This window comes from Stenomitos frigidus ULC18, assembly GCF_003003795.1.
Taxonomy (GTDB): Bacteria; Cyanobacteriota; Cyanobacteriia; order Leptolyngbyales; family Leptolyngbyaceae; genus Stenomitos; species Stenomitos frigidus_A.
Map to the genome: position 1 here is coordinate 1 of NZ_PVWK01000078.1, position 21,864 is coordinate 21,864.

Genomic DNA, 21,864 nt, shown 5'->3' on the forward strand with positions numbered 1-21,864 from the left:
CTCGTTTCACTCATGACAACTTCTGCTGACAGCAGAGGTAAAGGGGTCTGCGTCTTTATTTTTGTCAAAAGTCCAATAAGGGCAAAACTTGATGCCAACTTAAAGAGTTCTCACAATGTTGCCATCCCGCCCCTGAAATGGGTTTTGCACCATTAGTTCGGCTCAATTGCGGCAGTTGACTCCATACAAAAAACTCCCACTATTGCCAGAGGGAGCTTTGGAGAGCATTAACTAACGGCTAAACTACGCGCCAACCGCCTCTTTCGCGGCGTAGAGGACTTCAGCGGTAATTACTTCAATGTTGCGATCGCGCGCAAACTTCTCTGTGTTCCGCTTCACTTTACCGCGCACAAAACCAGGGATCTTGTTGAGTTCTGCTTGCCCATCCTTGCTCCATGCCAGATCAGAGTCGGCAGAAATGCCCTTGGTGATCACGTCTTTGGTGTCGTGTCCGCCAAAGATTTCTAGCAGGTGGTCTTCCATGCCCAGGGTGAAGGAGTTGTAGATTAGATCGACGAGCTGATTGGTGCCTTCATAGCCGACGAAGGGTTTATAGCCGATCGGGAAGTTTTGGACGTGAATGGGGGCTGAAATGACGCCGCAGGGAATGTCCAAACGCTTACCGACATGGCGCTCCATTTGGGTGCCGAAGATAGCAGAGGGCTCGATACGGGCGATCGCATCTCCAACAGCTCCGTGATCATCGGTAATCAAGACTTCATCGCAGTACTCGCTGACCTGTTCTCGGAACCACTCTTCGTCGTACTTGCAGAACGTACCAGCGAGGACTACGTGAATGCCCATTTCGCGGGATAGGACTTTCGTGATCGCGGCAGCATGAGTGCTATCGCCATAGACAACCGCTTTCTTGCCAGTGAGGTTCTGGCAGTCGATCGATCGCGAAAACCAGGCCGCTTGCGAGACATATAGGGTTTGCTCATTGATGTAAGCTTCGTAGTCTACGTTGGCACCTTGAGCATTGATGACCGACTGAATCTTACGGATGCAGCGTGCCGTTTCAACGACGCCCATCGGCGTGACATCAACGTAGGGTTGCCCAAACTCTTGCTCTAGGTATTGCACCGACATCAGACCCAACTCGCGGTATGGCACCAAATTGAACCAGGCGCGGGACAGATTTTTGATGTTGTGAACGGAGGCACCTTCAGGAATGACTTCGTTCACTTCAATGCCCAAAGCTGCCATCAGTCGCTTGAGTTCAGTACAGTCATGGTTATTGTGAAAGCCCAGCGTTGAAATGCCAAAGATGTTGACGGACGGTTTGGTGGTTTTGTCGGTGGGTAGATCACCCTTACGACGCGCTTTTTCGATGTAGAACTGCACGATCTGATGCAGGGTACGATCGGCAGCCTGTAATTCATTCACGCGGTAGTGGTTAACATCTGCCAGCATGACATCGCCCTTCGACTCAATCTGGGCGCGTTCAACGAAGTTCTGCAGGTCTTCTTGCAGAATGCTGGAGGTGCAGGTAGGCGTAAGCACAATCAGGTCAGGATGCTCTTCGGCATCCTTACGCGTAATGTTGTCTACTACCTTTTCCTGCGAACCTCGTGCCAACACGTTGCGATCGACCACACTGGTCGTTACCGGCGTAAAGTCACGTTCCCGTTCCAGCATTGAGCGCATGACATTAAAGTAGTCATCGCCGATCGGGGCATGCATAATGGCATGGACGTTCTTGAAAGAACTGGCGACGCGGAGTGTACCAATATGGGCAGGACCTGCATACATCCAGTAAGCCAATTTCATAGAGTGCCTCGTTTGGGAGAGTGGGAGTAGGAAGTAGGAATGAAGTGCCCAATGCCCTTTCCTGCTTCAGTGCTGCAGCGCTACTGCCTATCGATCTTCTCAGACATTTAGCGTTCTGAATCAGTCGCTTCTCCAGAGGCTCAAGAGGGCATTAGCGTCCCACATCACTCAAATGCCCTACTACCTCTATGTTTCAACGATCTGAAACGGTCAATGGGCTTAGTTGACTCGAAATTATTCTTAATGCTGACGCAAGAGCATCAAGCCTGGTGGCTTAAGCAACGGCGCTCAAGGCATCTTGTAACTTGAGCTGTGCGGCCTCCGAGAAGGCGGTGCTGAGTACATTTCCCCCAACGCCCGCTAACGCTGTCAAAACTGCTTCCGGCTCACCCGATCGCACCAAGACAAACAACGCTGAAGAGTTGGGTTTCAGTGCTGTTTCTACGTTCAGCAAGAAGTGAGGATCGAAAACGCCCTGGGAAATTTCAAGCTCACGATGGAACACAACCGCACTGATAATACCGCCCCAAAGCTCATTCCCTAATTCAGGAACAGGTTCGGTCAAGTCGTGGTAGGCCTTCACTCTGAGCTTGCCGTCGGCATTCTTGACTGCAACTACCGCATCATCAAGCGCCAGTAAATGCTCTTGCTCAAGCTTGAGCAGTTTCAACAAGGCCTCTTCTGCTTTAAATTTGTCGTCAAACCCGACTACAACTAATCTACTCATTACCGTGTGGTTACTTGAGACTCATACATTTGCCATGCAGCCTACCATCTCCCGAATCGCCCTTTGGTAAAATCCGGGTTAAGGTTACTGCAAGCCAACGTGCCGACGCTGGTTTAGCGCAACAAACGTGACTAGAGCGGTTCATTGCTATGGCTCTGTGCTGCAAATCGAAGGCACGATCGCTCTTGCCCCTTCCTGCATTGCGGTAATGTCGGCCTCTGCCCAAGAGCGAGTTGATTGGCAATGATGGGCCACGAGCAGACCCCATAACCCCTGAGGAATCAGTATTGGCACCACTAAATTGGCGCGTACTTGCAGGTCGCGGAGAAAATCGCGATGACACTCCACGATCGGCTCTGTTTCGATATCCTCGATCGCGCGTACTCGTCCCGCTAAGTACAGCGCGGCATACTCGTCGTTAAAACAAGCATCAGGGCCTGTTGAACCAAAAATGGAAAATTTCGGATCGCTCAAGGCTTCAAAGGTTACCTGCCCTTTCCACTGGCGATAGAAGTAATAGAGGAACACTCGATCGACGTTAAGGCTTCGTTGCAGATCGCCTGTAGTTTGCCTTACTAACTGATCACGCTCAAGGTTGAGAGAGAGACGTGTGATCAGCCGTTGCAATTTGGGATCTCCACGCAACGCTGAATCAGGGTTACGTTCTTCAGGAAAGGAAATTTGCACAAGTCAGACCGCTGTAGGAGCTAGAGTGTAAAGGCTCATTCTAAAGTGCGTTGAGCGAAGCAGGGTTCAGGCTTAAGTATGTTTTTTAGTCTTAGGACTGGTCTTAGGACTGATGCGGCAGCGATTCCCCAATCCCCTTCAATCTAGGGAGGCTTCAGCATTCCCCCTTTTGAAGGAAGGCGAGACAGTCCCTCACAAGTTCCTCACCAGGGGTTGCACGCTGTTTAACCCAACCTACGCTTCATGCTTCTATGCAGCTTCAAAAAATTGCCACCAAATTCAAGCCTGGTTTTGCAACAATGGATATCCACCACTTACGAGAAGATTATACGCAAGCAGAGCTCCGACAAAAAGACTTGCAAAAAGACCCCTTTAAACAATTTGAACGCTGGTTCCAACAAGCCTGCAATGCAGAGTTACAGGAACCAAATGCAATGGTTTTGGCTACGGCTTCTGCTCAAGGGGAACCGCTACTGCGGACAGTGTTGTTGAAATATTTTGATAGTGATGGCTTTGTGTTTTTTACCAATTATGAGAGCCGCAAAGCTCATGATATAAGCGAAAATCCGCATGTTTCACTCTTGTTTCTTTGGCTACCGCTACAACGCCAGGTGCAAATTACAGGCATTGCTGCAAAAATTCCAGCAGCCGAATCGCTCAGGTATTTTGCGACCCGTCCACGCGGCAGTCAATTGGGAGCCTGGTGTTCTTCACAAAGTTCAGTCATCTCATCACGTCAGATGTTAATGATGGAATTTGAAAAAATAAAGGAGAAGTTTCTCAACCATGAAATTCCCTTACCGCCTTCCTGGGGAGGTTTTCGGGTTGTGCCGAAGAGCTTTGAGTTCTGGCAAGGACGTTCTAACAGACTGCACGATCGCTTTTTGTATGTTCGCCAAGATAAAGATTGTTGGGACGTGCAGAGACTCGCCCCTTGAAGTGCATAACGTCACCTTCCTACCAATATTAAACGTCGTTTGAGACACGATCGACTCAAGTGCAGTGTCTAGAGCCAGCCTTTCAAGCGGTAGACAATCAAGCCCAGATATTCTTTCAAAGCTCTCGTCGTTCGGCTTAAACGATCGGCTTCGGGCAAGACGTTGAGCACGATCGCTTCAGTACTGCCCTGGAGTTCTTGCCAATCGCGTTCAGTGACATTGAAGTCGGTGGGTGCAGGGATGGCATCAATCCCCAGATGCTTGAAAATCAGCAGCGATCGCGGCATGTGCATCGCTGATGTCACCAGTAAGATGCGGCGAATGCCTTGAGTGTTCATAATTTGCTTGACGTTGACTGCATTTTCGTAAGTGTTCAGCGAAGTTGGGTCTTGTAAAATGGCGGTCTTCGGTACACCCATCGTCTCAATTAGCTGTGTCATATCGTCTGATTCGGCTGGCCCGCCACCTTTCCAATCAATGCGACCGCCGCTGAGAATGACACGAGGCGCTTTGCCCTCTCGATACAGCTTGGCTCCATAAAGGACGCGATCGCCCTCTTCACTCACTTCTACCCACGGTCGCGGTGCTGTTGCAGGCTTCGTGCAGCCACCGAGAATGACGATCGCGTCGGCTTGTGGAATAGTCGTCAAGGGGAGGTTTTGGAACTCTAGCGATCGTCCTAACCATTCACCAACCCAGCCATTGCCACCGGCCAAAAGCAGCACCAGACCTAGCACGATCGGGATGGCTGTAAACCGAGAACGTCGCCATAGCATGACTAAGGCGACTAGCAGCAAGACGCAAGTTAGCCCTAAGGGGTAAAGGAACAGGGGCAGTAGTTTGGAAAGGTATAAAAACATGGGGAGACGGGGGACTGTTTTGGTGTGAAAGCCCTTTGATGATGGCTTCGATTCAACCATAACAGTCAGCCTTTGGATCGTCCGTGGTCATCTAGCTGACCACGGACGATCGCGCTTAGAGTACGGAACCGATGCATACGAGCCTGGGCTTCAAACCGTTTGACGTCAGTAGTCCAAATGAAATGAACCGCTGTTGCGAAAGGATTGACATGATGAACGATGCCGACGAACCGTTCAAAGCGTTTGGTGGTCGCTTCGACACTGAAACGGTGTGCTTTGGTAAAGCGTACGGTGAATTTTCCATGCTGTAAGGGGAATTCTGCAGGATGAAGACTAGCGGCGGACGTAAAACGAAAGCGTTGCATTCAGCTTTTAGCCTTCTATCCTTTACGTTCTGTTCTCATGCTGGAATCTACTCAGACTCGCGCCGAACTCAACCGCCTGCTGCAAGAACGCAATGAATACCCCGAGCGATCGCCAGACATTGATGCCCAAATCCAGGCACTCTTTGAGCAAGACTGCGCCATTTTGGTGCTGGATATGTCTGGTTTCTCGCGGCTGACGATTCGCCACGGCATTATTCATTTTTTGGCAATGGTACACCGTATGAACGCGATCGCCACGCCCCTCGTGCAACATCATTCTGGACGTGTGGTGAAGCAAGAGGCCGATAATTTATTTGCGGTTTTTCCAACGGTACAGGCTGCGATCGATAGCGCGGTTGACATCCTCAAAGGCTTTGCTGCTGTGAATACAGGCTTACCGGAGGAGCAAGATCTTTATGCCGGTATGGGCATCGGCTACGGTAAAACGTTGCTGGTTGGCGAGAACGATCTGTTCGGCAGCGAAATGAATTTGGCGTGCAAACTAGGTGAAGATCTCGCTCGACGTGGTGAAGTGCTATTGACTGAAGCTGCATTCAAACAGATTGAGGCAATCCCAGACCAATGGGAGCGCCTCAATCTCTCAGTTTCTAGCTTAGAGTTGATTGCTTACAAGCTCAAAGTTCCAGCAGCAGTTGGGCTTCGCTGATGGCTGCTGCCCAACTCACAACCACACTACTCGCCTGTAATCGAGAGTTCCTCAACCCAGACGTAGGGGCAAACACCACCGGGCGTGAGATGCGCTTCTGGCTCTACGTAGAGGATGGTCTTAAGCAGCTCTAGAAAGTCGCCTGCAACCGTGGCCGATTCGATGCTGGTGCGTTGACCGTGATTCACCAACCACCCGTCAAACGGTAGCGAGAAAGAGCCCTGGAGCGCTTTGACACCCGCATGGAGCGCATGTAGGTCATCAATCAGAATGACGTTCTCGGCGGTATCGAGGCTGTACGCTTGCTCAGCCATCTTGCTAGTGAAGACGTGGTAGAAATGCGGGCCAACTGTCACTTTTGCGCCCATATTGGCGTGTCCAGTGGGTTCGGTGTTGAACCGTTTGGCAGTGCCTGCGCTGTGCAAGAAATTGACCAGGATGCCATCGGCAATCAAGGGCAGACGACGGGTGGGAGTGCCTTCACCATCAAAGGTCGCGATCGCAATGTTGTCTTTGTGCAGCGCGTCGTCTGATACAGACAGCAAGGGTGACGCGATCGACGTACCCAACGAATCTGGCTTCGAGAGGCTCTGGTTGTCGAGAATGCTTTGCGCATTGAACAAATTGGAGAACGCACCGAGCAAGCTTAAAAATGCTTCTGGCGAAAAGACGACTCTATATTTGCCAGTGAGAATTTTTTGGTAATCGAGGTGGCTGATGGTTTTTTCGACAGTTTCCTTGAGGCAGCCGTTGACATCAAGAGTGCCTAAGTCACGACTGATGCGAAAGGCACCTGCACTACGGGGCTTTTTACCCTCTTCTTCAGTTTTGGTGTAAAGATAAAGCGATGTGGTGGAATAGGCTTCCGTTCGTAGGGCCCCATCGCTGTTGAGGTAGAAATGGTCGATGTCGCGTTGTGCAAGTCCGTTGTAGGGAACGGATGCGATCGCAGGATGTGCTTCGGTCAATGCTTTTTCAGCCGCAATCAGCTTTTCCAACAAGTCCACAATGGGCGCTTGGGGCGCTTTCTCGGCAAACTCACGCGCAAGGGGTGCCGTTGCCACTGGGCTAAAGTCCGGGACGTTATCTTTCACGCCAAAGAAACTTGCTTCGTAGGCAGTCTTCAGCGCGAGTGCTAACCCAATGGGATCGACATCCGTCGTCGAGGTAATGCCCATCGTTTGGTCGTCATTCCACACGCGCACGGTAACGCTGGAACGGTTAGATGCTTTTACCTGGTCAGGCTTGCCCTGATCGACTTTGGCGCTGCTTTCATCTACCGTAGAGCCGTAAATGTCGAATTTATGAATTCCCAGGCGATCGGCTGCTTCTTTTGCCTGAGTTGCTAGTTCACTGATAGTTGGCACAATATTTCCTCAAAATTTTCTCAAGGTCAACTTGGCATGCGATCGTCGCCATCAAAATAGTTAAGCGCCGCCGCAGAGATGGTTGGCATTGGTTCCGACGTAGGCAGCTTTCAAGCGATAGCTATAAACCCTGAAAAAGCGTCCTCTAGGATCTTTATCAGGATTACAGTATTGGTCTTTTGGGGGAGATCCAATGAGACAAACCTGAACCTTATCCCCTACTTTTTGCTTTGCCAGGGCTGAATTTGCACCAGCACTGCGATCGACGACGGCAGCGTAACTCTCTGGGAACTGTTCGACCCCTAGCTTTGATTGAAAGATGGCAAAGAAGCCACTGGTCGGATCATTTTCAAAGTAAGTCCCTACCTTTGTGATGACGGACTCTTCACAGCGATAGGGTTGGGGATTACTTTCTAGAGGATCGTCTGCTAAGGCATTGCTGGTTTGAGCAAGTAAGAGAACAACTGCCAAACTAATCGTTCGTCTAAGTCCACGCTTCATTGGGTTGCTGCCCATTTAACGTCCGCCAACGGTGATGGAATCGACTTTGATGTGGGGTTGTCCAACCGTGACGTAGACGCTGCCGCTGACAGAGCCGCAGAAGCCAGCGGCAAGATCTAAATCGTTGGAGCACATGGAAATTTTGTTCATGATTTCCTTGGCCTCACCAATTAGCGTTGCGCCTTTGAGCGGCTTGGTGATTTTGCCGTTTTCGATCAGATAGGCTTCGTCTACCGAGAAGTTGAATTGTCCAGTGGCACCGACGCTGCCGCCGCCCATTTTTTTGCAGTAAATGCCCTTTTCAATGGAGGCAAACAGTTCTTCGTTGGTGAAGTCACCGGGGGCGATGTAGGTGTTTCGCATCCGGGATGCGGCGGCGTAGGTGTAGCCCTGGCGACGACCGCTGCCGGTGCGGGGATGTCCGGTGCGAATGGAGCCTGCGCGATCGGCAATGAAGTTCTTCAAGATGCCTTTTTCGATCAACAAGGTGCGCTGAGCCGGCATACCTTCATCGTCCATGTCGATCGTGCCAAACGCATCGGTCGAAAGCCCTTCATCCCAGGCAGTCAGGTTCTCGTGGGCAATCTTTTCGCCTTTCTTGTCGATAAATGGCGTCGTGCGCTTCTCGATTTGCGTGGTTTCCAGCAAATGTCCGCAGGCTTCGTGGAAGATCACGCCGCCAAATTTGTTTGCCATGACGATCGGATAGGTACCCGATTCGACATAATCGGCATAGAGCATTTTGCCAGCCGATTCGGCAACGCTTTCGGCAGTGGAGGTATAGTCCCAGTTGCGGAGAAAGTTGGGGTCGCTGGTATTGCCTGCCCGTTCGCCGATCGAGGATCGATTGGTGCCATCCGCACACAGCAAGTTGTAGCCAACGGATTGGGTCAGGCGGATGTCTCTGGCAAAGGTACCGTCACTGGAGGCCACTAAGACTTCTTGCCAGTCCCGGAAGTAGACCGCACGGCGTGATTGTACGTGAGTGGCTTTTTCCTGTAAGCGAGCATTGGCATCGAGCAGCACTTCGCCCATCTCGCGCATAGAACTGGAGGCTGAGAGCCAGGATTCTTTACCGCGCAAGACAGCGTAGTCTCGTAAGGGTTCCAGATTAATTTCGGGAATATAGGCTCCCGGTGACGGCAACTGCAAGCCTAGAATGGACAGTCCTTTTTCGAGCGCCGCTTTTAAGCCAGAAAAGGTCAGGTCGTTGGTGCTGACGTAGCAGTCTGTTTGACCACGAAAGACGCGAATGCCTGCTCCGGTGGCAAGACGGGGCGAAATGCTGGTGATGGCATCGTCTTCTGCCAGACAGCTAATGTAGTTGACTCGCTCCAGGAAGAATTCGACAAAGTCTGCGCCTGCCGCGCGTCCAAGCCCTAGCAACGTCGCAAGGGGTGATTCCCAGGTGGCATCGAAGCGATCGCGCGTAGACGTATAGTCCAAGGTTGGCAGTTCTCTGGAGCGAAGAAGCGGTGTTGCAATCATGGGTAGCCTCAGCTGCGATCGTGGAGCAGATTTATGCATCATGACTTCCATTTTGGAAGGTCAAGACTTCTATTCTAGAGGGGCTGCAAATTTTTTGTCAGCGATTCCGGTCTAACGGGAATGCTAAGTTTACGGCTTAGATATAGGATATTGGCAAGGTGAAATTCTCGGTTAGAGTACGACGTTGGATCAGATTTGTGGTGATAGCGCTCCTGACGCTATCTGTGGCGTGCCAGAGTTATGCAAACCAGAGCGATGCAAATCAGAGCGATGCAAAGAATACAGCTGATCCAACAACACAGCTCTCATCAAGGCCACAACTAAAAAGCTCGGTTCGGCCTCGGTTAAATCAGGTGGCCGCTAGTGCTCAGGCTGCGAAGGCTCAACTAGTAGACATTCGCTCTGTCAATCCAGGTATTCGCCTGGATTTGCGCTACGCGACAGCGAATAACTTCATGCATCGTCCTCTCTATAAAGAAGCCCGCTGTTTGCTGAGAGCGATCGCCGCAAAGCAACTGTCGCAGGTACAAACAGACCTGGAAGCGATCGGGCTGGGCTTGAAAGTCTACGACTGCTACCGTCCCCTGTCTGTGCAAAAGCAGATGTGGAAGTTGCTACCAGACGATCGCTATGTGGCTAATCCAGCTAATGGCTCACGGCATAATCGTGGCTCCGCTGTGGATCTAACACTGGTTGATCGAACAGGCAAGGAACTCACGATGCCGACTGACTTCGATGACTTCACTGATCGAGCAGCTATTAACTATGACGGTGCCAGTACCGAAGCGAAGCACAATCGTCAGCAGCTTAAGGAGGCGATGACAAAACGTGGGTTCGTACCGCTGCTAACCGAATGGTGGCATTTTGATGCCGCTAGCTGGGCGCAGTTTCCTGTTCTGGATGTGCCGCTAGAAGCCGTCCTTTAGCCCAGCCATGCTTCAGCTCACTTATGTGACATTAGTTACAAGTCGCTAACGAATCCTTTGGCGACGAGTGGCGGTTTGGCGATCGCGCTCTACCCATTCTGCATCGGTGAGATGAGGGGTGGCTTGCAGACGTGCGATCGCCCAATCGTTGTACTCAAGATTAATATCGCAACCCAGCCACTTTCGTCCGGATTGCTCTGCTACAACTAGCGTTGTGCCAGATCCAGAGAACGGATCAACGATCGTGTCGCCGCGATCGGACGCTGCAAACACCAGTCTGCGCATTAACTCCTCTGGCTTTTGCGTCGGATGCTTAGTCTTTTCAGCCATCCCATTGCAGGTCGTCGGGATTTCGATCACGTCCTTTGGCTTTGCGCCTAGTGGGTGAGGCATCCAGCGATCATGAGCCTTCCCGCCGCCGTACTGACTGGTTGCCGCCTGGGGATGTACAGGATACTTAAGCGTATGATTGCCGTAAGGAATCCGGATACTGTCGATATTGATCTTGGCGTTGGCACTCTTTCGCAGCACCAGAATGCTCTCGTGAGAGCGTCCCCAATCGTTGCCCAGATTGGCTTTGTTTTTGTAATGCCATACTAGCCATCGGCACCCTTGAAAGTAGCTCAGAGAGGGGCGCTTCAGGTCTGCCAGGATTTCAGAAAAGCCCATGATGTAGAGGCAGCCAGACGGTTTGAGAATTCTTGCTGCCTGCTGAATCCACTGCATTGACCAGTCGATATAGTCATCCTGCGAGGCAAACGTATCCCAGTCTGCTTTTTTCAGGTTGTAGGGTGGATCGGCAAACACCAGATCGACTGATGCAGTCTCCAGCGTGGCTAACCATTGCAGCGAATCGCCACAAAATAAGGTGCCGTTGGATGTTTGATGTGCGATCGTCGTAGCCTTGATTACTGTCATCCAAGCAGCCTTGATTGCCTATAAATTCACAGTAGCTCTTAGTCTAGACTAAGCGTATGTTTTAATGCAGTATTAAGCTCTGGGACTAACAGTGAACCAATAACACGCGAGACGGCTGAGAGTGTAATGGTTGCTAAATTATCGGTCATAACGACTGAATCAGTTAACAAACCTGATTGCTTCCCTTCTAAGGAGTCAAGCAGAATCGTTACTCTGCTAGGATGACCCGCTCGAAACATTCGACTGGTGATCATCGCAACGATGACTTGGGGCAAACCTGTTCGTAAATTGTCAGCTTGCACGATGACAGCTGGTCTTGTTTTAGCCGTGGTCAAATTAGAATTTGGGAAAAGTACTAAAACAACATCACCTCGCTTTAAGGTCTGCTCTGGCTGCATCGTAGTGATCATAAAGACTCATTTCCGGACTGTTCCAATCGTCAGCAAAAGCCGTCAGACTTGCTCTTAAAAGCTCAGCTTGGTTTTTGTCAATTCCATAAGCCGCTAAGTCAGTCTGCTCTTTATTTGGAGAAGGGGGTAGATGTTGTTGTAGATGCAGTTGATTGAACTCGATCGGAATGCCTAGTTTCTCAGCTAACTCTAAAAGATTATTGCTAAAGTCAGCCGCTCCAGCAACAATTCCGGCGATTGTTCCTGCAATTACTAACAGTCTTACCAAACGGATTTTAATTCTCTCAGGTTTTTGCTTGTCAGGGTTACTAATATCTTCTTGCAGATCATCAAGAGTCACTAAAGCCTCTTCACGTTCAGCCTCTGGAAATGATTGTGCTGCATTGCGAAGAGAGTCAGTCAGTTTAGAAATTTCATCAATATTTTGACCAATATTTTGAGAGAAATTGGAAACAGTACCGCTACCACTTTGGACAAAACCAATGTTGTTATTTCCTTGAAAAATAGTTTGGTGGGTCGTTCCTCTACCCGAAGCAACAAAAAGAGCTGGATTTTCAAGCACAGCTTTACCTTTGTTGTCTAAATAGCAAGCATAATCTGTATTACCATCGCTACTGCCCATTTCAGCGCACCTAATACAACCTTCGTCCCACAAAGATTTTAGGTAATACCGAACAGTTTCAACAGATAGACCAGTTATTTGAGCAATTTCAGCACTACGTGTTTTTCCACTGTTGAGAACCTGGAGTATCTTAAGCTCATTGTCATCATCAGACATTGTGCAGTCCTCTCTAAACGCAAAAAGCCTGTTCACTGATTCCCATGGTAACTCGTACGACAAGGTGGTTTAAAAGAGCCACTCGGAAGGAAGTAATTACTTTCGTGTTAAGCTGACAAGCCTTTCTCGCAGAATGCCTTCTTGCTTGGTGTCGTCTAAATTGCGGGCAACCTCGATCGCCTGCTGATAGCGCTGCTGTGCGTTTGGGGTGTCGCCTACTTTTTCATAAAGCTGCCCTAATGCTTGCAGCGAAATAAGTTCCTGCCGATCGTTTTCCAGCCTCTGGGCAACCTGAAGCCGTTCATTCAGCAACTCAAGGGATTGTTTGTAGCTTCCAGTGGTATTCAGGGCGGCAACCATGCCATCGATCGCGCGATACTGGTTGGGGCGATCGCGGCTGATGTCGGTCAGCTTCACAGCGACACCGTAGTACTTCATGGAGTCGCGGTAGTTGCCCATTGCTTGATAGAGATCACCCAGATTGTTGAGCGTGGTGGCTTCTCGAACAGGGGTGCTTGCCCGACGAGCAGCGGCTAAAGCGATGGTGTAGTGCTTCAGGGCGCGATCGTTGTCGCCTAACCCAAAGGCCAGTAACCCCAAACTATCGTGTGATAGAGCAGCCCCATCCGCACTGTTAATACTGGTGGCAATGGCAAGCGCTTCGTTGAACAGGGCTTCTCCTGATTGAATGCCGCCTCGCTGTGCCAGCACTCTACCTAGACTGTTCAAGGCGTAAATTTGTCCTTGAAAGTCTTGTCCATCACGAGCGATCGCCAACTGTCGGCGTAGCACATCTTCGGCATCGGTTGGGCGTCCCAAACTGGCATAGGCGGAACCCAAATAGCCGTAAGCGAGAGCCTCACCAGAGCGATCGACCAGATTCTGATACAGCCTCAATGCCTGCTGCCAAGACTGTACGGCGTCTGTCAGTGAACCGTCTAACGCTTGATCCTTACCCAATTGCAACCAGCGATCGGCCTCGTCTCTAGTGGCACCCTGCGTCCCATTGTTGATACGTACATTCAACTGTTGATTCAAGTCTGCTGCGCTGGCAGGAAGAGACGACAGGAGTACGATCGTCCCTGCACTCAACGCGGCTGCACTGAAGCATAGCCCCGCTGTCTTCAAACCGATTGGTTGACTCAGGCTCAAACCCCAACGATTCATGTTCTGCCTCTGACAAGTGTGTGCGCCATTCGGAAGGGCTATAGGCAATCACATCGGCTCTGTCAAACGTGTCGAGAAGACTAATCTACTCAACGCTCGTTTCTACCGGAGCGGTGCTAAAGCCCAAGCCACTTCTAGAGTTCCCTTCCAGGTAGATGGTTCGGACATCGTCTGGAAGGGTTGCTTCGAGCAGTCGGTAGCCTTCTTGTACCTGCGATCGCACCTCTGCGGGAGACATTACTTCGCCTTCAGCCCGCAAGTACGCCGAAATGCGCGTCTCGCTCCAGTTAAACGTTTGCGCCATCAACACGATCAACCGCAGCGTGGGAGGCATTTGATCCAGTGCGCGTTCGATGTAGCACCACAGTGGCGGCGGTGCGGCTTCGAGATTGTACTGAATGGCTTCGACAGGCGGCAGTTCGGCTCGATTGATGCAAATCGCTGTCACGTTAATCAGCCAGCTTTGGAGCGTCATGCCAGCTTCGCTTTCGCTGCTACCGCCCCGCAAATCAAGGCCGCCCAATTCGTGAAAGATATGTCGCCAGGTGCTGCCAAAGAGATAGTCTGCCTGAACGGGCGATCGTGCCGAGTGCCGAATCAACGTGTAGACCATCGGGCTATAACGACAAAAAATGGCCGTAAAGTATTGACCAGCGTCTGGATAGCGCTGAAACAACGTCAGCAAATCTTGATCACTATAGTGCGTCAGCCCCTTCACGACCGGATGATTGCATTCAGGGAAGGAGGGAATCGCAGGAAAGGTAGGAATGGACACAGCCCAAAGTACCAGCTAGTTGTGCAAACGAACGACCTCCAATATATAAGCGGTTTTGAGCGAATTGACACGCTTTTTTCATAAATTGGTAAGGAAAGGGAGGGGGAAAGGATAAAAGATGAAGGCTAAAAGTTTCGAGTTTTGAGTTCTGAGTTGGTCTTGAGTCCTGACGCTGACCGCTGACCGCTGACCGCTGACCGCCAACTTCCCGCTCTTCTCTTTGCACCCAATTTCTTCTTGATACAATAGTTAAAGGTGCTTAACCTTAAACTAGCTATAGAGAAACTGCTGTTTCGCTTTCGCTGTCTTAAACAACGTTTGCCTTGTTCTTTTTATGACTATACCTATCAGCAATATGCAGGCTCTTCTTCACTCTCTGCCTCTAGCGTCCTTTATTCCTGGCATGGATACGCTGTTTTCGACTCAGGGCATTATGGTGATGCTGCTAGGTGCGTATGCCGTAGCGATGTGGATGTTCCTGACGAGCGCGCCAAAGGTGCACACGATTATGGTGTCGGATGTGCAACTAGCACGGAATCTCTATGAAGGGCTGCTAGAGCTACCAGCGGCTGATATTCCGCTGCATTATTACTACAATTACGAGCAATCTTTGGGCACAGCAGCGATCGATCCCCTTTATGTCACACCTGGTCTTGGGCGATCGAGCATTGGTGCTGCTAGCACCCCAGAGGGACTTTGGTATCAACTGAAGAAAAATACTCAACTACACGTGATTGCTGGAGCCAGCATGGGCGAGAAGGATCGGCAGCGCCATGTCTGTTTCGATCGGGATTGCCTGGAGCAAGTGCTGCTCCGCGTCCAAATGCGGAAGGTAAAGCACAAAATTCGGCAGGAAAAGCCGTTAAACTTTTTGGTGAAGGACTATGAAGGCAATGTGATTGAAATGGCGGAAGTGTCCAATTAAGGTCAAAAGCCATAGGTCAGGGGGCACAAGTCAGAGACCAGAAGGGTTAGAGGTCAAACGTCAGGGGCGAGCAGCTTGTCATTGGCGGCAGTGATCACCGACTGTTAACCCCGCGCGATCGCTTAGATCATCTCGCTAACGTCCATTTACTCCATCTTTACCCATGCAGTATCGTCGGTTTGGGCGTACAGAGCTTTCAATGCCTGTCTTTTCGTGTGGTGGTATGAGATACCAGTACAAGTGGCAGGATGTCTCGCTTCAGGAAATTCCCAGCGACAGTCAGGCAAATCTGGAGGCAACGATTTGTCGATCGCTGGAGTTGGGGATCAACCATATCGAAACAGCCCGAGGCTATGGCACATCAGAAATGCAGCTGGGGCAAATCTTGCCAACCTTGCCGCGTGAGAAGCTCATTGTTCAAACCAAAATCGCTCCTGCTGAGGATGCTACAGACTTCCGGCGCACGTTTGACCAATCGCTATCGTATCTGCAGCTGGATTACGTTGATTTACTGGGCTTGCATGGTATCAACACGCCTGAATTGCTAGACTTTTCCATTCGTCCAGGTGGCTGTCTGGATGCGGCGCTGAAGCTGCAAAAACAAGGCAAAGTTCGCTTCATTGGCTTTTCGACGCATGGGTCAACCAAGCTCATTGAGCAGGCGATCGCCACTGACCAGTTTGACTACGTAAACTTGCACTGGTATTACATCAATCAAATTAACTGGTCTGCGATTGAAGCTGCGACCCAGCATGATATGGGCGTTTTCATTATCAGCCCGTCTCAGAAAGGTGGCATGCTCTTTACGCCCCCAGAGCGGCTAGTAGAACTGTGCGCGCCGCTGAGCCCGATTGTCTTTAACAACCTGTTTTGCCTCACCCATCCTCAAGTCCATACTCTCAGTGTGGGTGCTGCAAAGCCTCAAGATTTTGATGAGCACCTGAAGACGCTGGATTACCTGGATTGTGCTTCTGAAATGCTGCCGCCAATCTTGGAACGCCTGGAACAGGCAGCGATCGCCCGCCTTGGTGCAGACTGGATGGAAACCTGGCATGTAGGCTTACCGACACCAGCCGAAACCCCCGGTGGCTTGAATATTCCGGTGATGCTGTGGCTCAGGAATTTGTCGATCGCCTACGACATGGTTGACTACGCCAAGATGCGCTACAACCTTCTAGGACAGGGTGACCACTGGTTTCCGGGTGCGACTGGCGATCGGCTGGCGGCATTAGATTTGCAGCCGTGTCTGGCCCAGAGCCCGCATGCAGATAAAATTCCACAGCTTTTAGCAGACACTCATGAGCTTTTGAGCGGCCAGAAAGTGCAACGCCTCTCTCAGCAATAAGATGCAACGCTTTGCATAGCGTTAAGAAGGCTCTGTAGAGGGCTTTGCAATGCCAAGCCCCTACGTAAAGCAACTGAAAATTGCTGTAAGACTGCTGGGTAGGATTGTCTGGATGGCATTGTGCAGTAAAAAGGCGGCAGTCGATCGACTGCCGCCTCTTTCATAACAGGCGCATTGTTTGTCGGGACGTTACAGGTAACATCACGTCAAACAGCGGACTACATCATGCCCATGCCGCCCATGCCACCCATGCCACCCATGCCGCCCATACCGCCCATACCACCCATGCCACCCATATCGGGAGCACCGCCGCCAGCGCCTTTAGGCTCAGGCTTCTCGACAACCAGGGCTTCGGTAGTGAGCACCATCGCAGCGATCGAGGCTGCATCTTGAATCGCAGACCGCACCACTTTTGCAGGATCGACAATACCCGCTGCAATCAAGTCTTCGTAGACATCGGTCAGAGCGTTATAGCCGATGTTAAAGTCGGAATGACGCACTTTTTCGACTACAACTGTGCCTTCTACACCAGAGTTGTCAGCAATCTGACGCAGGGGCGCTTCCAGGGCTTTGATCACGATATCTGCCCCGATTTGCTCTTCTACGTTCAAGCTGGCTTTGTATTCAACCAACTTGGGGATAAGGTGAATCAGCGTGGTTCCGCCGCCGGGAACAATGCCTTCTTCAACGGCTGCTTTGGTCGCATTGAGGGCATCTTCAATGCGAAGTTTGCGGCTTTTCAGTTCCGTTTCGGTTGCGGCACCGACTTTGATCACCGCAACACCACCTGCCAGTTTGGCAATGCGTTCTTGCAGTTTCTCTTTGTCGTACTCCGAATCGCTGCGATCGAGTTCCTTGCGGATTTGCTCGACGCGCAGGTCGATGTCCTTTTTGTTTTCTTCCCCCGCCACAATCGTGGTGGAATCTTTGGTGATCGTAATCTTCTGTGCTTTGCCGAGCATCTCAAGGGTAACCGTATCGAGGCTGAGTCCGATTTCTTCGGAAACAACCTGTCCGCCAGTCAGCACTGCAAGGTCTTGCAGCAGCGCTTTGCGACGTTCGCCAAAACCGGGGGCTTTGATTGCGGTTGCGTTTAGGACACCACGCAGTCGGTTGACAACGAGGGTTGCCAGTGCTTCACCTTCCACATCCTCAGCGATAATAAGCAGCGGTTGCCCGGATCGCGCAATTTTCTCCAGTACCGGGATCAGATCCTGGATGGAGCTAATCTTCTTATCGGCAATCAGGATGAGAGCATTATCAAGCTCGGCAATCATCCGTTCGCCATCGGTAACAAAGTAGGGTGAGATGTAGCCGCGATCGATCTGCATCCCTTCCACCAAATCCATCTCGGTGTTGAGCGATTTGGATTCTTCGACCGTGATCACGCCATCTTTGCCGACCTTATCCATCGCTTCGGCGATCATGGCTCCCACTTCTTCATCGTTACCGGATGAGACGGTGGCAACCTGGGCGATCGCGTTCCCTTCTACAGGCTTTGCGACGGCTTTGATTTCGTCTACCAGCTTGATCACGGCTTTCTCAATGCCGCGACGCAGGCTGACCGGGTTGGTGCCAGCGGCAACGTTTTTCATGCCTTCCCGGATCATGGCTTGTGCCAGTACGGTTGCCGTTGTAGTGCCGTCACCTGCCAGGTCTTTGGTCTTGGAGGCAACTTCCCGAATGAGGGCAGCACCCGTGTTTTCGAGTGGATCTTCTAGCTCAATTTCGCGCGCGATCGTGACGCCGTCGTTCACAATCTGAGGTGCACCATATTTCTTTTCCAGAAGGACGTTTCGCCCTTTTGGACCCAAGGTCACGCGAACGGCATCTGCCAGCGCATTCACGCCTCGCTCCAATGCCTGCCGCGATTCGTCATTAAAGACAACAATTTTTGCCATAACTACTCGCTCAGTTCTCCACATTGACTTTAGCACTCAAAGACCGAGAGTGCTAAATGATTCCATTGATTGATACTTTTTGAGCACGTTTCTAGGCCATCACCATACCGCCATCAACGTTCATCACCTGCCCTGTAATGTAGGCCGCAGCAGGATCCGCCGCCAAGAAGCGGATCAGCCCTGCCACTTCCTCTGGTTGCCCGTAGCGACCCAACGGAATAAATTGCAAGATGCCATCTGCTTTCAAATCAGCCGTCATGTCGGTGGTAATAAAACCAGGAGCAACCGCATTGACGGTAATGCCACGCGGTGCCAGTTCCTTTGCAACCGTTTTGGTGAAGCCGATTACTCCAGCTTTGGCAGCGCTGTAGTTTGCCTGCCCTGGATTGCCCATTTGCCCCGCAACAGACGTAATGTTGACCACACGACCCGATCGCTGCTTCAGCATGATTTTGCTAATCGCACGGGTGCACAAAAAGACCCCCGTTAAGTTGAGGTCAATCACGGCCTGCCAATCTTCGGGCTTCATGCGCAGCAGCAGCGTGTCGCGGGTGATCCCGGCATTGTTGACCAGTACATCGATCTGACCCCATTTTTCCATGACTGCATTGACTAACCCATCGACCTGATCGGCTTTGGAGACATCTGCCGGAAGCGCGATCGCGCTACTGCCGATCGCCTCAATCTCTGCCACTACTGCATCAGCGGCTGTGCGCGAACTGGCATAGTTGACAACAATCTTCGCCCCTTCCGCCGCCAACGCTAGAGCCGTAGCCCGACCAATGCCACGTGAAGCGCCTGTAATAAGCGCCACTTTTCCCTGTAACCGTTGCAGGTTGGTTGGCAGTGCTTCCATACTCATCTCTCCAAATGTCGCTAGATGATCATAGAGGAAAGGGGGAATGAGGAATCAGGAGTCAGAAGTTAAAGCTGACCGCTGACTGCTGACTGCTGACCGCTGACCGCTGACTAGAGTGTTGTCTCAAGAAACAGACGTAGAAAGATGTCGATCGCAGGGGTTAAGAAAGTGTGAGTTTTTGGTTGTAAGAGGGTTATGCGGGGCGATCGTGGCTGGCAGGATTAGGATAGAGCTATGGCGATTGGAGAATTTGAACAATGGCGGTAAAAAAGCAGTTTGACAGCTTTCAAGAATTGCTCTCTGGCTCAGATTTGCCCGTTTTGGTTGATTTTTACGCGACCTGGTGTGGCCCTTGCCAAATGATGGCGGGCATTTTAGAACAGGTCAATGCCCAGATGAAACATCAGGTGAAGGTGATCAAGATTGACACCGATAAATATCCTCAAATCGCAACAGAGCATCAAATCCACGCGCTGCCAACGCTGGTGTTGTTCAAGCAAGGGCAACCCGTGGAGCGCATTGAAGGCGTGGTGCCTGCGGACAAGCTAATTCAACGGCTGCAAGCGTTGGTTTGAAAGAGGAGTGAGGGGTCGAGAACGTAGGAGATTTCCAAGCAAACATTTACCGTTGGGTAGGGGCAGGTTTTGCCAGAGTCTGATCCTCTAACCGTTAACCTTGTGACAAACCTGCCCCTACGGGTCTTTTGTTTGCTAGAAAGCTCCTTGGCACTAGGCTTTCACTCCTACCGTCTTTTGCTGCTTCCTTCTGATTTCTGACTCCTGGCTCTTCCCCTTTCCCCTCAAACCCCCAATTCATAGGGGCTCCTTATGGCTATGGGCGTTTGGAATCAGCAAAAAAGTCCCAAAAGCCATATATCTTAAAGGTTTCGTAGATCTAGAGCGTTCCCTTCGCTTTAGAATAGGGCATTGAAAGTTAGATTTCACGGGCATTTCAGCCATTTTGGCGCAAATCTTGCTTTGTTTTCGATCGCGTAGTTTCGCCCGAAACCTCGATGGACAGTGCGTTATTCCACAAGAACCTAAAGGAGAACCGATGAACAAGGGAGAGCTTGTAGATGCTGTGGCAGACAAAGCCAGCGTGACGAAGAAACAGGCAGATGCAGTGTTGACCGCTGCTCTGGAAGCGATCGTCGAGGCGGTCAGTGATGGTGATAAGGTGACGCTGGTTGGGTTTGGCTCGTTTGAATCACGGGAACGTAAAGCCCGCGAAGGTCGTAACCCCAAAACGGGTGACAAAATGGATATTCCGGCAACAAAAGTACCCGCATTCTCAGCTGGGAAGTTGTTTAGAGAGAAGGTCGCTCCTGAGAAAAAATAATGACGGTTTGATTGATCCCTTAGCCAGTCGTCCGATACACGGGGGGAATCTAGTCTGGGCAGCGTCACTGGCGAACTGTTCCCCCTCTGCTATTTTGGATTTCTCTGCCAGCATTAATCCGTTGGGGCCACCCGCCTCTGCGATCGCCGCCCTCCAATCTCACCTGGGCGACCTGAAGGCCTATCCTGATCCCCAGTACTGCGAGTTGCGATCGGCGCTGGGCGAGTTTCACCATATCCCACCGGAGTACATTCTGCCCGGAAACGGTGCAGCTGAACTGTTGACCTGGGCCTGCCGGGATCTGGCTGCTTTGCCTGCAACCTGCGTGGTGACGCCTGCGTTTAGCGACTATCAGCGTGCACTCAAGGCCTTCGACGCCACCGTACTGGCCTGTCCTCTAGACCCTTTGGCGCATGGACAGTGGGATTTAGCCAGAGCGTTGTCGATCGCGCCGACACGCCATCCAGCAGGCAAGGCGATCGGGCTACTGCTCAATAACCCACACAATCCAACGGGAAGCCTTCTCTTGAGTGACCTGCTGTCTGCTCATCTGAACCATTACGCTGTAGTGGTCGTGGATGAAGCGTTTATGGACTTCTTGCCACCAGACGAGCAACAGAGTGTGCTTGATCTCGTAGTGGAGCATCCCAATCTGGTCGTGTTGCGATCGCTCACCAAGTTTTACAGCCTGCCGGGGCTACGGTTGGGCTACGCGATCGCCCATCCCGATCGGCTCAAGCGCTGGCAAGAATGGCGCGATCCCTGGTCTGTGAATGCACTGGCAGCCGCTGTGGGTGCCGTCATTGTGCAAGACACTACTTTTCAACAGCAGACGTGGCAGTGGTTGGCAACTGCAAAGCCGTTGTTGTTCCAGGGCTTGTCCGACCTGCCGGGATTGCAACCCGATCTCGGTGCGGCAAATTTTCTGCTGGTCAGGTCAAAGCGATCGGTGGTGCAACTACAAACAGAGCTTCTGAAGCAGCATCAGGTTTTGATTCGAGACTGTGTGAGTTTTCCAGCCTTGGGCGATCGCTACTTTCGCGTTGCCATTCGCACTGAAGCCGAAAACCAAAGATTACTAGACGGATTGAGTCAGATCCTTTCCAATGGAAAAGAGGGTTAGTTTTGAGCAGTGGATGCAATTTTCTAACT

23 protein-coding genes are annotated in these 21,864 nt (G+C 51.2%); 8 read left to right on the forward strand and 15 right to left on the reverse strand.

The features are described from left to right. Nucleotides 1–243: 243 nt before the first annotated feature. The 3 genes from bchB to C7B82_RS13040 form a co-directional block, all read right to left on the reverse strand. On the reverse strand, nt 244–1,770 hold the full coding sequence (gene bchB / locus C7B82_RS13030) for a ferredoxin:protochlorophyllide reductase (ATP-dependent) subunit B (RefSeq protein ID WP_106256722.1): 1,527 nt from the start codon (nt 1,768–1,770) through the stop codon (nt 244–246). Nucleotides 1,771–2,044: 274 nt separating this feature from the next. After that, complete coding sequence (locus C7B82_RS13035; protein WP_106256723.1) at nt 2,045–2,497, reverse strand: DUF1269 domain-containing protein; 453 nt, start codon at nt 2,495–2,497, stop codon at nt 2,045–2,047. 147 nt (nt 2,498–2,644) lie between these two features. Then, complete coding sequence (locus C7B82_RS13040) at nt 2,645–3,184, reverse strand: GAF domain-containing protein (RefSeq protein WP_106256724.1); 540 nt, start codon at nt 3,182–3,184, stop codon at nt 2,645–2,647. A gap of 251 nt (nt 3,185–3,435) precedes the next feature. Between C7B82_RS13040 and pdxH the strand changes: the two genes are divergently transcribed. Then, nucleotides 3,436–4,122, forward strand: coding sequence for a pyridoxamine 5'-phosphate oxidase (pdxH, locus tag C7B82_RS13045; protein ID WP_281258970.1), 687 nt, complete (start codon nt 3,436–3,438; stop codon nt 4,120–4,122). Between the two features lie 68 nt (nt 4,123–4,190). Here pdxH and C7B82_RS13050 read toward each other — a convergent pair whose 3' ends face one another. Further along, nucleotides 4,191–4,982: a YdcF family protein gene (locus C7B82_RS13050; protein WP_106256725.1), complete on the reverse strand. Its 792-nt coding sequence runs from the start codon at nt 4,980–4,982 to the stop codon at nt 4,191–4,193. A gap of 65 nt (nt 4,983–5,047) precedes the next feature. Next, nucleotides 5,048–5,347, reverse strand: coding sequence for a hypothetical protein (locus tag C7B82_RS13055; RefSeq protein WP_106256726.1), 300 nt, complete (start codon nt 5,345–5,347; stop codon nt 5,048–5,050). Between the two features lie 37 nt (nt 5,348–5,384). Here C7B82_RS13055 and C7B82_RS13060 point away from each other — a divergent pair, with 37 nt between their 5' ends. After that, the gene (locus C7B82_RS13060) at nt 5,385–6,014 is read left to right on the forward strand and encodes an adenylate/guanylate cyclase domain-containing protein (RefSeq protein WP_106256727.1); all 630 of its coding nucleotides are present in this window, start codon (nt 5,385–5,387) and stop codon (nt 6,012–6,014) included. Nucleotides 6,015–6,040: 26 nt separating this feature from the next. Here C7B82_RS13060 and C7B82_RS13065 read toward each other — a convergent pair whose 3' ends face one another. From C7B82_RS13065 to C7B82_RS13075, 3 genes are read right to left on the reverse strand one after another with little or no spacing between them, the layout of a single operon-like run. Further along, complete coding sequence (locus C7B82_RS13065) at nt 6,041–7,381, reverse strand: TldD/PmbA family protein (RefSeq protein WP_106256728.1); 1,341 nt, start codon at nt 7,379–7,381, stop codon at nt 6,041–6,043. Nucleotides 7,382–7,441: 60 nt separating this feature from the next. Then, the gene (locus C7B82_RS13070; protein ID WP_181357475.1) at nt 7,442–7,852 is read right to left on the reverse strand and encodes a hypothetical protein; all 411 of its coding nucleotides are present in this window, start codon (nt 7,850–7,852) and stop codon (nt 7,442–7,444) included. A 45-nt stretch (nt 7,853–7,897) separates the two neighbouring features. After that, nucleotides 7,898–9,409: a TldD/PmbA family protein gene (locus tag C7B82_RS13075; RefSeq protein ID WP_339375143.1), complete on the reverse strand. Its 1,512-nt coding sequence runs from the start codon at nt 9,407–9,409 to the stop codon at nt 7,898–7,900. A 314-nt stretch (nt 9,410–9,723) separates the two neighbouring features. Here C7B82_RS13075 and ddpX point away from each other — a divergent pair, with 314 nt between their 5' ends. Beyond that, nucleotides 9,724–10,296 carry a D-alanyl-D-alanine dipeptidase gene (ddpX, locus tag C7B82_RS13080; RefSeq protein WP_245939870.1) on the forward strand — a complete coding sequence of 191 codons (573 nt, stop codon included), beginning with the start codon at nt 9,724–9,726 and terminating at the stop codon, nt 10,294–10,296. A 45-nt stretch (nt 10,297–10,341) separates the two neighbouring features. Here ddpX and C7B82_RS13085 read toward each other — a convergent pair whose 3' ends face one another. The 5 genes from C7B82_RS13085 to C7B82_RS13105 form a co-directional block, all read right to left on the reverse strand. Then, complete coding sequence (locus tag C7B82_RS13085) at nt 10,342–11,214, reverse strand: DNA-methyltransferase (RefSeq protein ID WP_106256730.1); 873 nt, start codon at nt 11,212–11,214, stop codon at nt 10,342–10,344. Nucleotides 11,215–11,252: 38 nt separating this feature from the next. Beyond that, entirely contained in the window at nt 11,253–11,612 is a 360-nt protein-coding gene (locus C7B82_RS13090; protein WP_219904337.1) for a type II toxin-antitoxin system PemK/MazF family toxin, read from the reverse strand. Then, nucleotides 11,581–12,402, reverse strand: a complete 822-nt coding sequence (locus tag C7B82_RS13095) for a winged helix-turn-helix domain-containing protein (RefSeq protein WP_106256732.1) — start codon at nt 12,400–12,402, stop codon at nt 11,581–11,583. Before C7B82_RS13095 ends, C7B82_RS13090 begins: the two co-directional genes overlap by 32 nt. 96 nt (nt 12,403–12,498) lie before the next feature. Next, a complete protein-coding gene (locus C7B82_RS13100; protein WP_106256733.1) occupies nt 12,499–13,569 on the reverse strand; it encodes a tetratricopeptide repeat protein in 1,071 nt (356 codons plus the stop codon). 85 nt (nt 13,570–13,654) lie between these two features. Then, nucleotides 13,655–14,344, reverse strand: a complete 690-nt coding sequence (locus C7B82_RS13105; RefSeq protein WP_245939871.1) for an RNA polymerase sigma factor — start codon at nt 14,342–14,344, stop codon at nt 13,655–13,657. Nucleotides 14,345–14,678: 334 nt separating this feature from the next. Between C7B82_RS13105 and C7B82_RS13110 the strand changes: the two genes are divergently transcribed. After that, complete coding sequence (locus C7B82_RS13110; RefSeq protein ID WP_106256734.1) at nt 14,679–15,269, forward strand: VOC family protein; 591 nt, start codon at nt 14,679–14,681, stop codon at nt 15,267–15,269. Between the two features lie 163 nt (nt 15,270–15,432). Next, nucleotides 15,433–16,614 carry an aldo/keto reductase gene (locus C7B82_RS13115; protein ID WP_106256735.1) on the forward strand — a complete coding sequence of 394 codons (1,182 nt, stop codon included), beginning with the start codon at nt 15,433–15,435 and terminating at the stop codon, nt 16,612–16,614. A 218-nt stretch (nt 16,615–16,832) separates the two neighbouring features. On the opposite strand, the gene groL is transcribed toward C7B82_RS13115, so the two are convergent. Both groL and fabG read right to left on the reverse strand, forming a co-directional pair. Continuing rightward, a complete protein-coding gene (gene groL / locus C7B82_RS13120; RefSeq protein WP_106256736.1) occupies nt 16,833–18,515 on the reverse strand; it encodes a chaperonin GroEL in 1,683 nt (560 codons plus the stop codon). A 91-nt stretch (nt 18,516–18,606) separates the two neighbouring features. Continuing rightward, nucleotides 18,607–19,371, reverse strand: a complete 765-nt coding sequence (fabG, locus tag C7B82_RS13125) for a 3-oxoacyl-[acyl-carrier-protein] reductase (protein WP_106256737.1) — start codon at nt 19,369–19,371, stop codon at nt 18,607–18,609. Between the two features lie 260 nt (nt 19,372–19,631). On the opposite strand from fabG, the gene trxA reads away from it, so the two are divergent. From trxA to cobD, 3 genes are all read left to right on the forward strand, one after another. Further along, a complete protein-coding gene (trxA, locus tag C7B82_RS13130) occupies nt 19,632–19,949 on the forward strand; it encodes a thioredoxin (protein WP_106256738.1) in 318 nt (105 codons plus the stop codon). A gap of 478 nt (nt 19,950–20,427) precedes the next feature. Then, nucleotides 20,428–20,712: an HU family DNA-binding protein gene (locus tag C7B82_RS13135; protein WP_106256739.1), complete on the forward strand. Its 285-nt coding sequence runs from the start codon at nt 20,428–20,430 to the stop codon at nt 20,710–20,712. Nucleotides 20,713–20,719: 7 nt separating this feature from the next. After that, entirely contained in the window at nt 20,720–21,835 is a 1,116-nt protein-coding gene (gene cobD / locus C7B82_RS13140; RefSeq protein ID WP_245939872.1) for a threonine-phosphate decarboxylase CobD, read from the forward strand. Nucleotides 21,836–21,864: the final 29 nt, after the last annotated feature.

Excerpts from the sequence above, each read along its gene's own strand:
- bchB (WP_106256722.1), bottom strand. The coding sequence starts at position 1,770 with ATGAAATTGGCTTACTGGATGTATGCAGGTCCTGCCCATATTGGTACA.
- C7B82_RS13035 (WP_106256723.1), bottom strand. The coding sequence starts at position 2,497 with ATGAGTAGATTAGTTGTAGTCGGGTTTGACGACAAATTTAAAGCAGAA.
- pdxH (WP_281258970.1), top strand. The coding sequence starts at position 3,436 with ATGCAGCTTCAAAAAATTGCCACCAAATTCAAGCCTGGTTTTGCAACA.
- C7B82_RS13050 (WP_106256725.1), bottom strand. The coding sequence starts at position 4,982 with ATGTTTTTATACCTTTCCAAACTACTGCCCCTGTTCCTTTACCCCTTA.
- C7B82_RS13055 (WP_106256726.1), bottom strand. The coding sequence starts at position 5,347 with ATGCAACGCTTTCGTTTTACGTCCGCCGCTAGTCTTCATCCTGCAGAA.
- C7B82_RS13060 (WP_106256727.1), top strand. The coding sequence starts at position 5,385 with ATGCTGGAATCTACTCAGACTCGCGCCGAACTCAACCGCCTGCTGCAA.
- C7B82_RS13075 (WP_339375143.1), bottom strand. The coding sequence starts at position 9,409 with ATGCATAAATCTGCTCCACGATCGCAGCTGAGGCTACCCATGATTGCA.
- C7B82_RS13085 (WP_106256730.1), bottom strand. The coding sequence starts at position 11,214 with ATGACAGTAATCAAGGCTACGACGATCGCACATCAAACATCCAACGGC.
- C7B82_RS13090 (WP_219904337.1), bottom strand. The coding sequence starts at position 11,612 with ATGCAGCCAGAGCAGACCTTAAAGCGAGGTGATGTTGTTTTAGTACTT.
- C7B82_RS13095 (WP_106256732.1), bottom strand. The coding sequence starts at position 12,402 with ATGTCTGATGATGACAATGAGCTTAAGATACTCCAGGTTCTCAACAGT.
- C7B82_RS13100 (WP_106256733.1), bottom strand. The coding sequence starts at position 13,569 with ATGAATCGTTGGGGTTTGAGCCTGAGTCAACCAATCGGTTTGAAGACA.
- C7B82_RS13110 (WP_106256734.1), top strand. The coding sequence starts at position 14,679 with ATGACTATACCTATCAGCAATATGCAGGCTCTTCTTCACTCTCTGCCT.
- C7B82_RS13115 (WP_106256735.1), top strand. The coding sequence starts at position 15,433 with ATGCAGTATCGTCGGTTTGGGCGTACAGAGCTTTCAATGCCTGTCTTT.
- groL (WP_106256736.1), bottom strand. The coding sequence starts at position 18,515 with ATGGCAAAAATTGTTGTCTTTAATGACGAATCGCGGCAGGCATTGGAG.
- fabG (WP_106256737.1), bottom strand. The coding sequence starts at position 19,371 with ATGGAAGCACTGCCAACCAACCTGCAACGGTTACAGGGAAAAGTGGCG.
- trxA (WP_106256738.1), top strand. The coding sequence starts at position 19,632 with ATGGCGGTAAAAAAGCAGTTTGACAGCTTTCAAGAATTGCTCTCTGGC.
- C7B82_RS13135 (WP_106256739.1), top strand. The coding sequence starts at position 20,428 with ATGAACAAGGGAGAGCTTGTAGATGCTGTGGCAGACAAAGCCAGCGTG.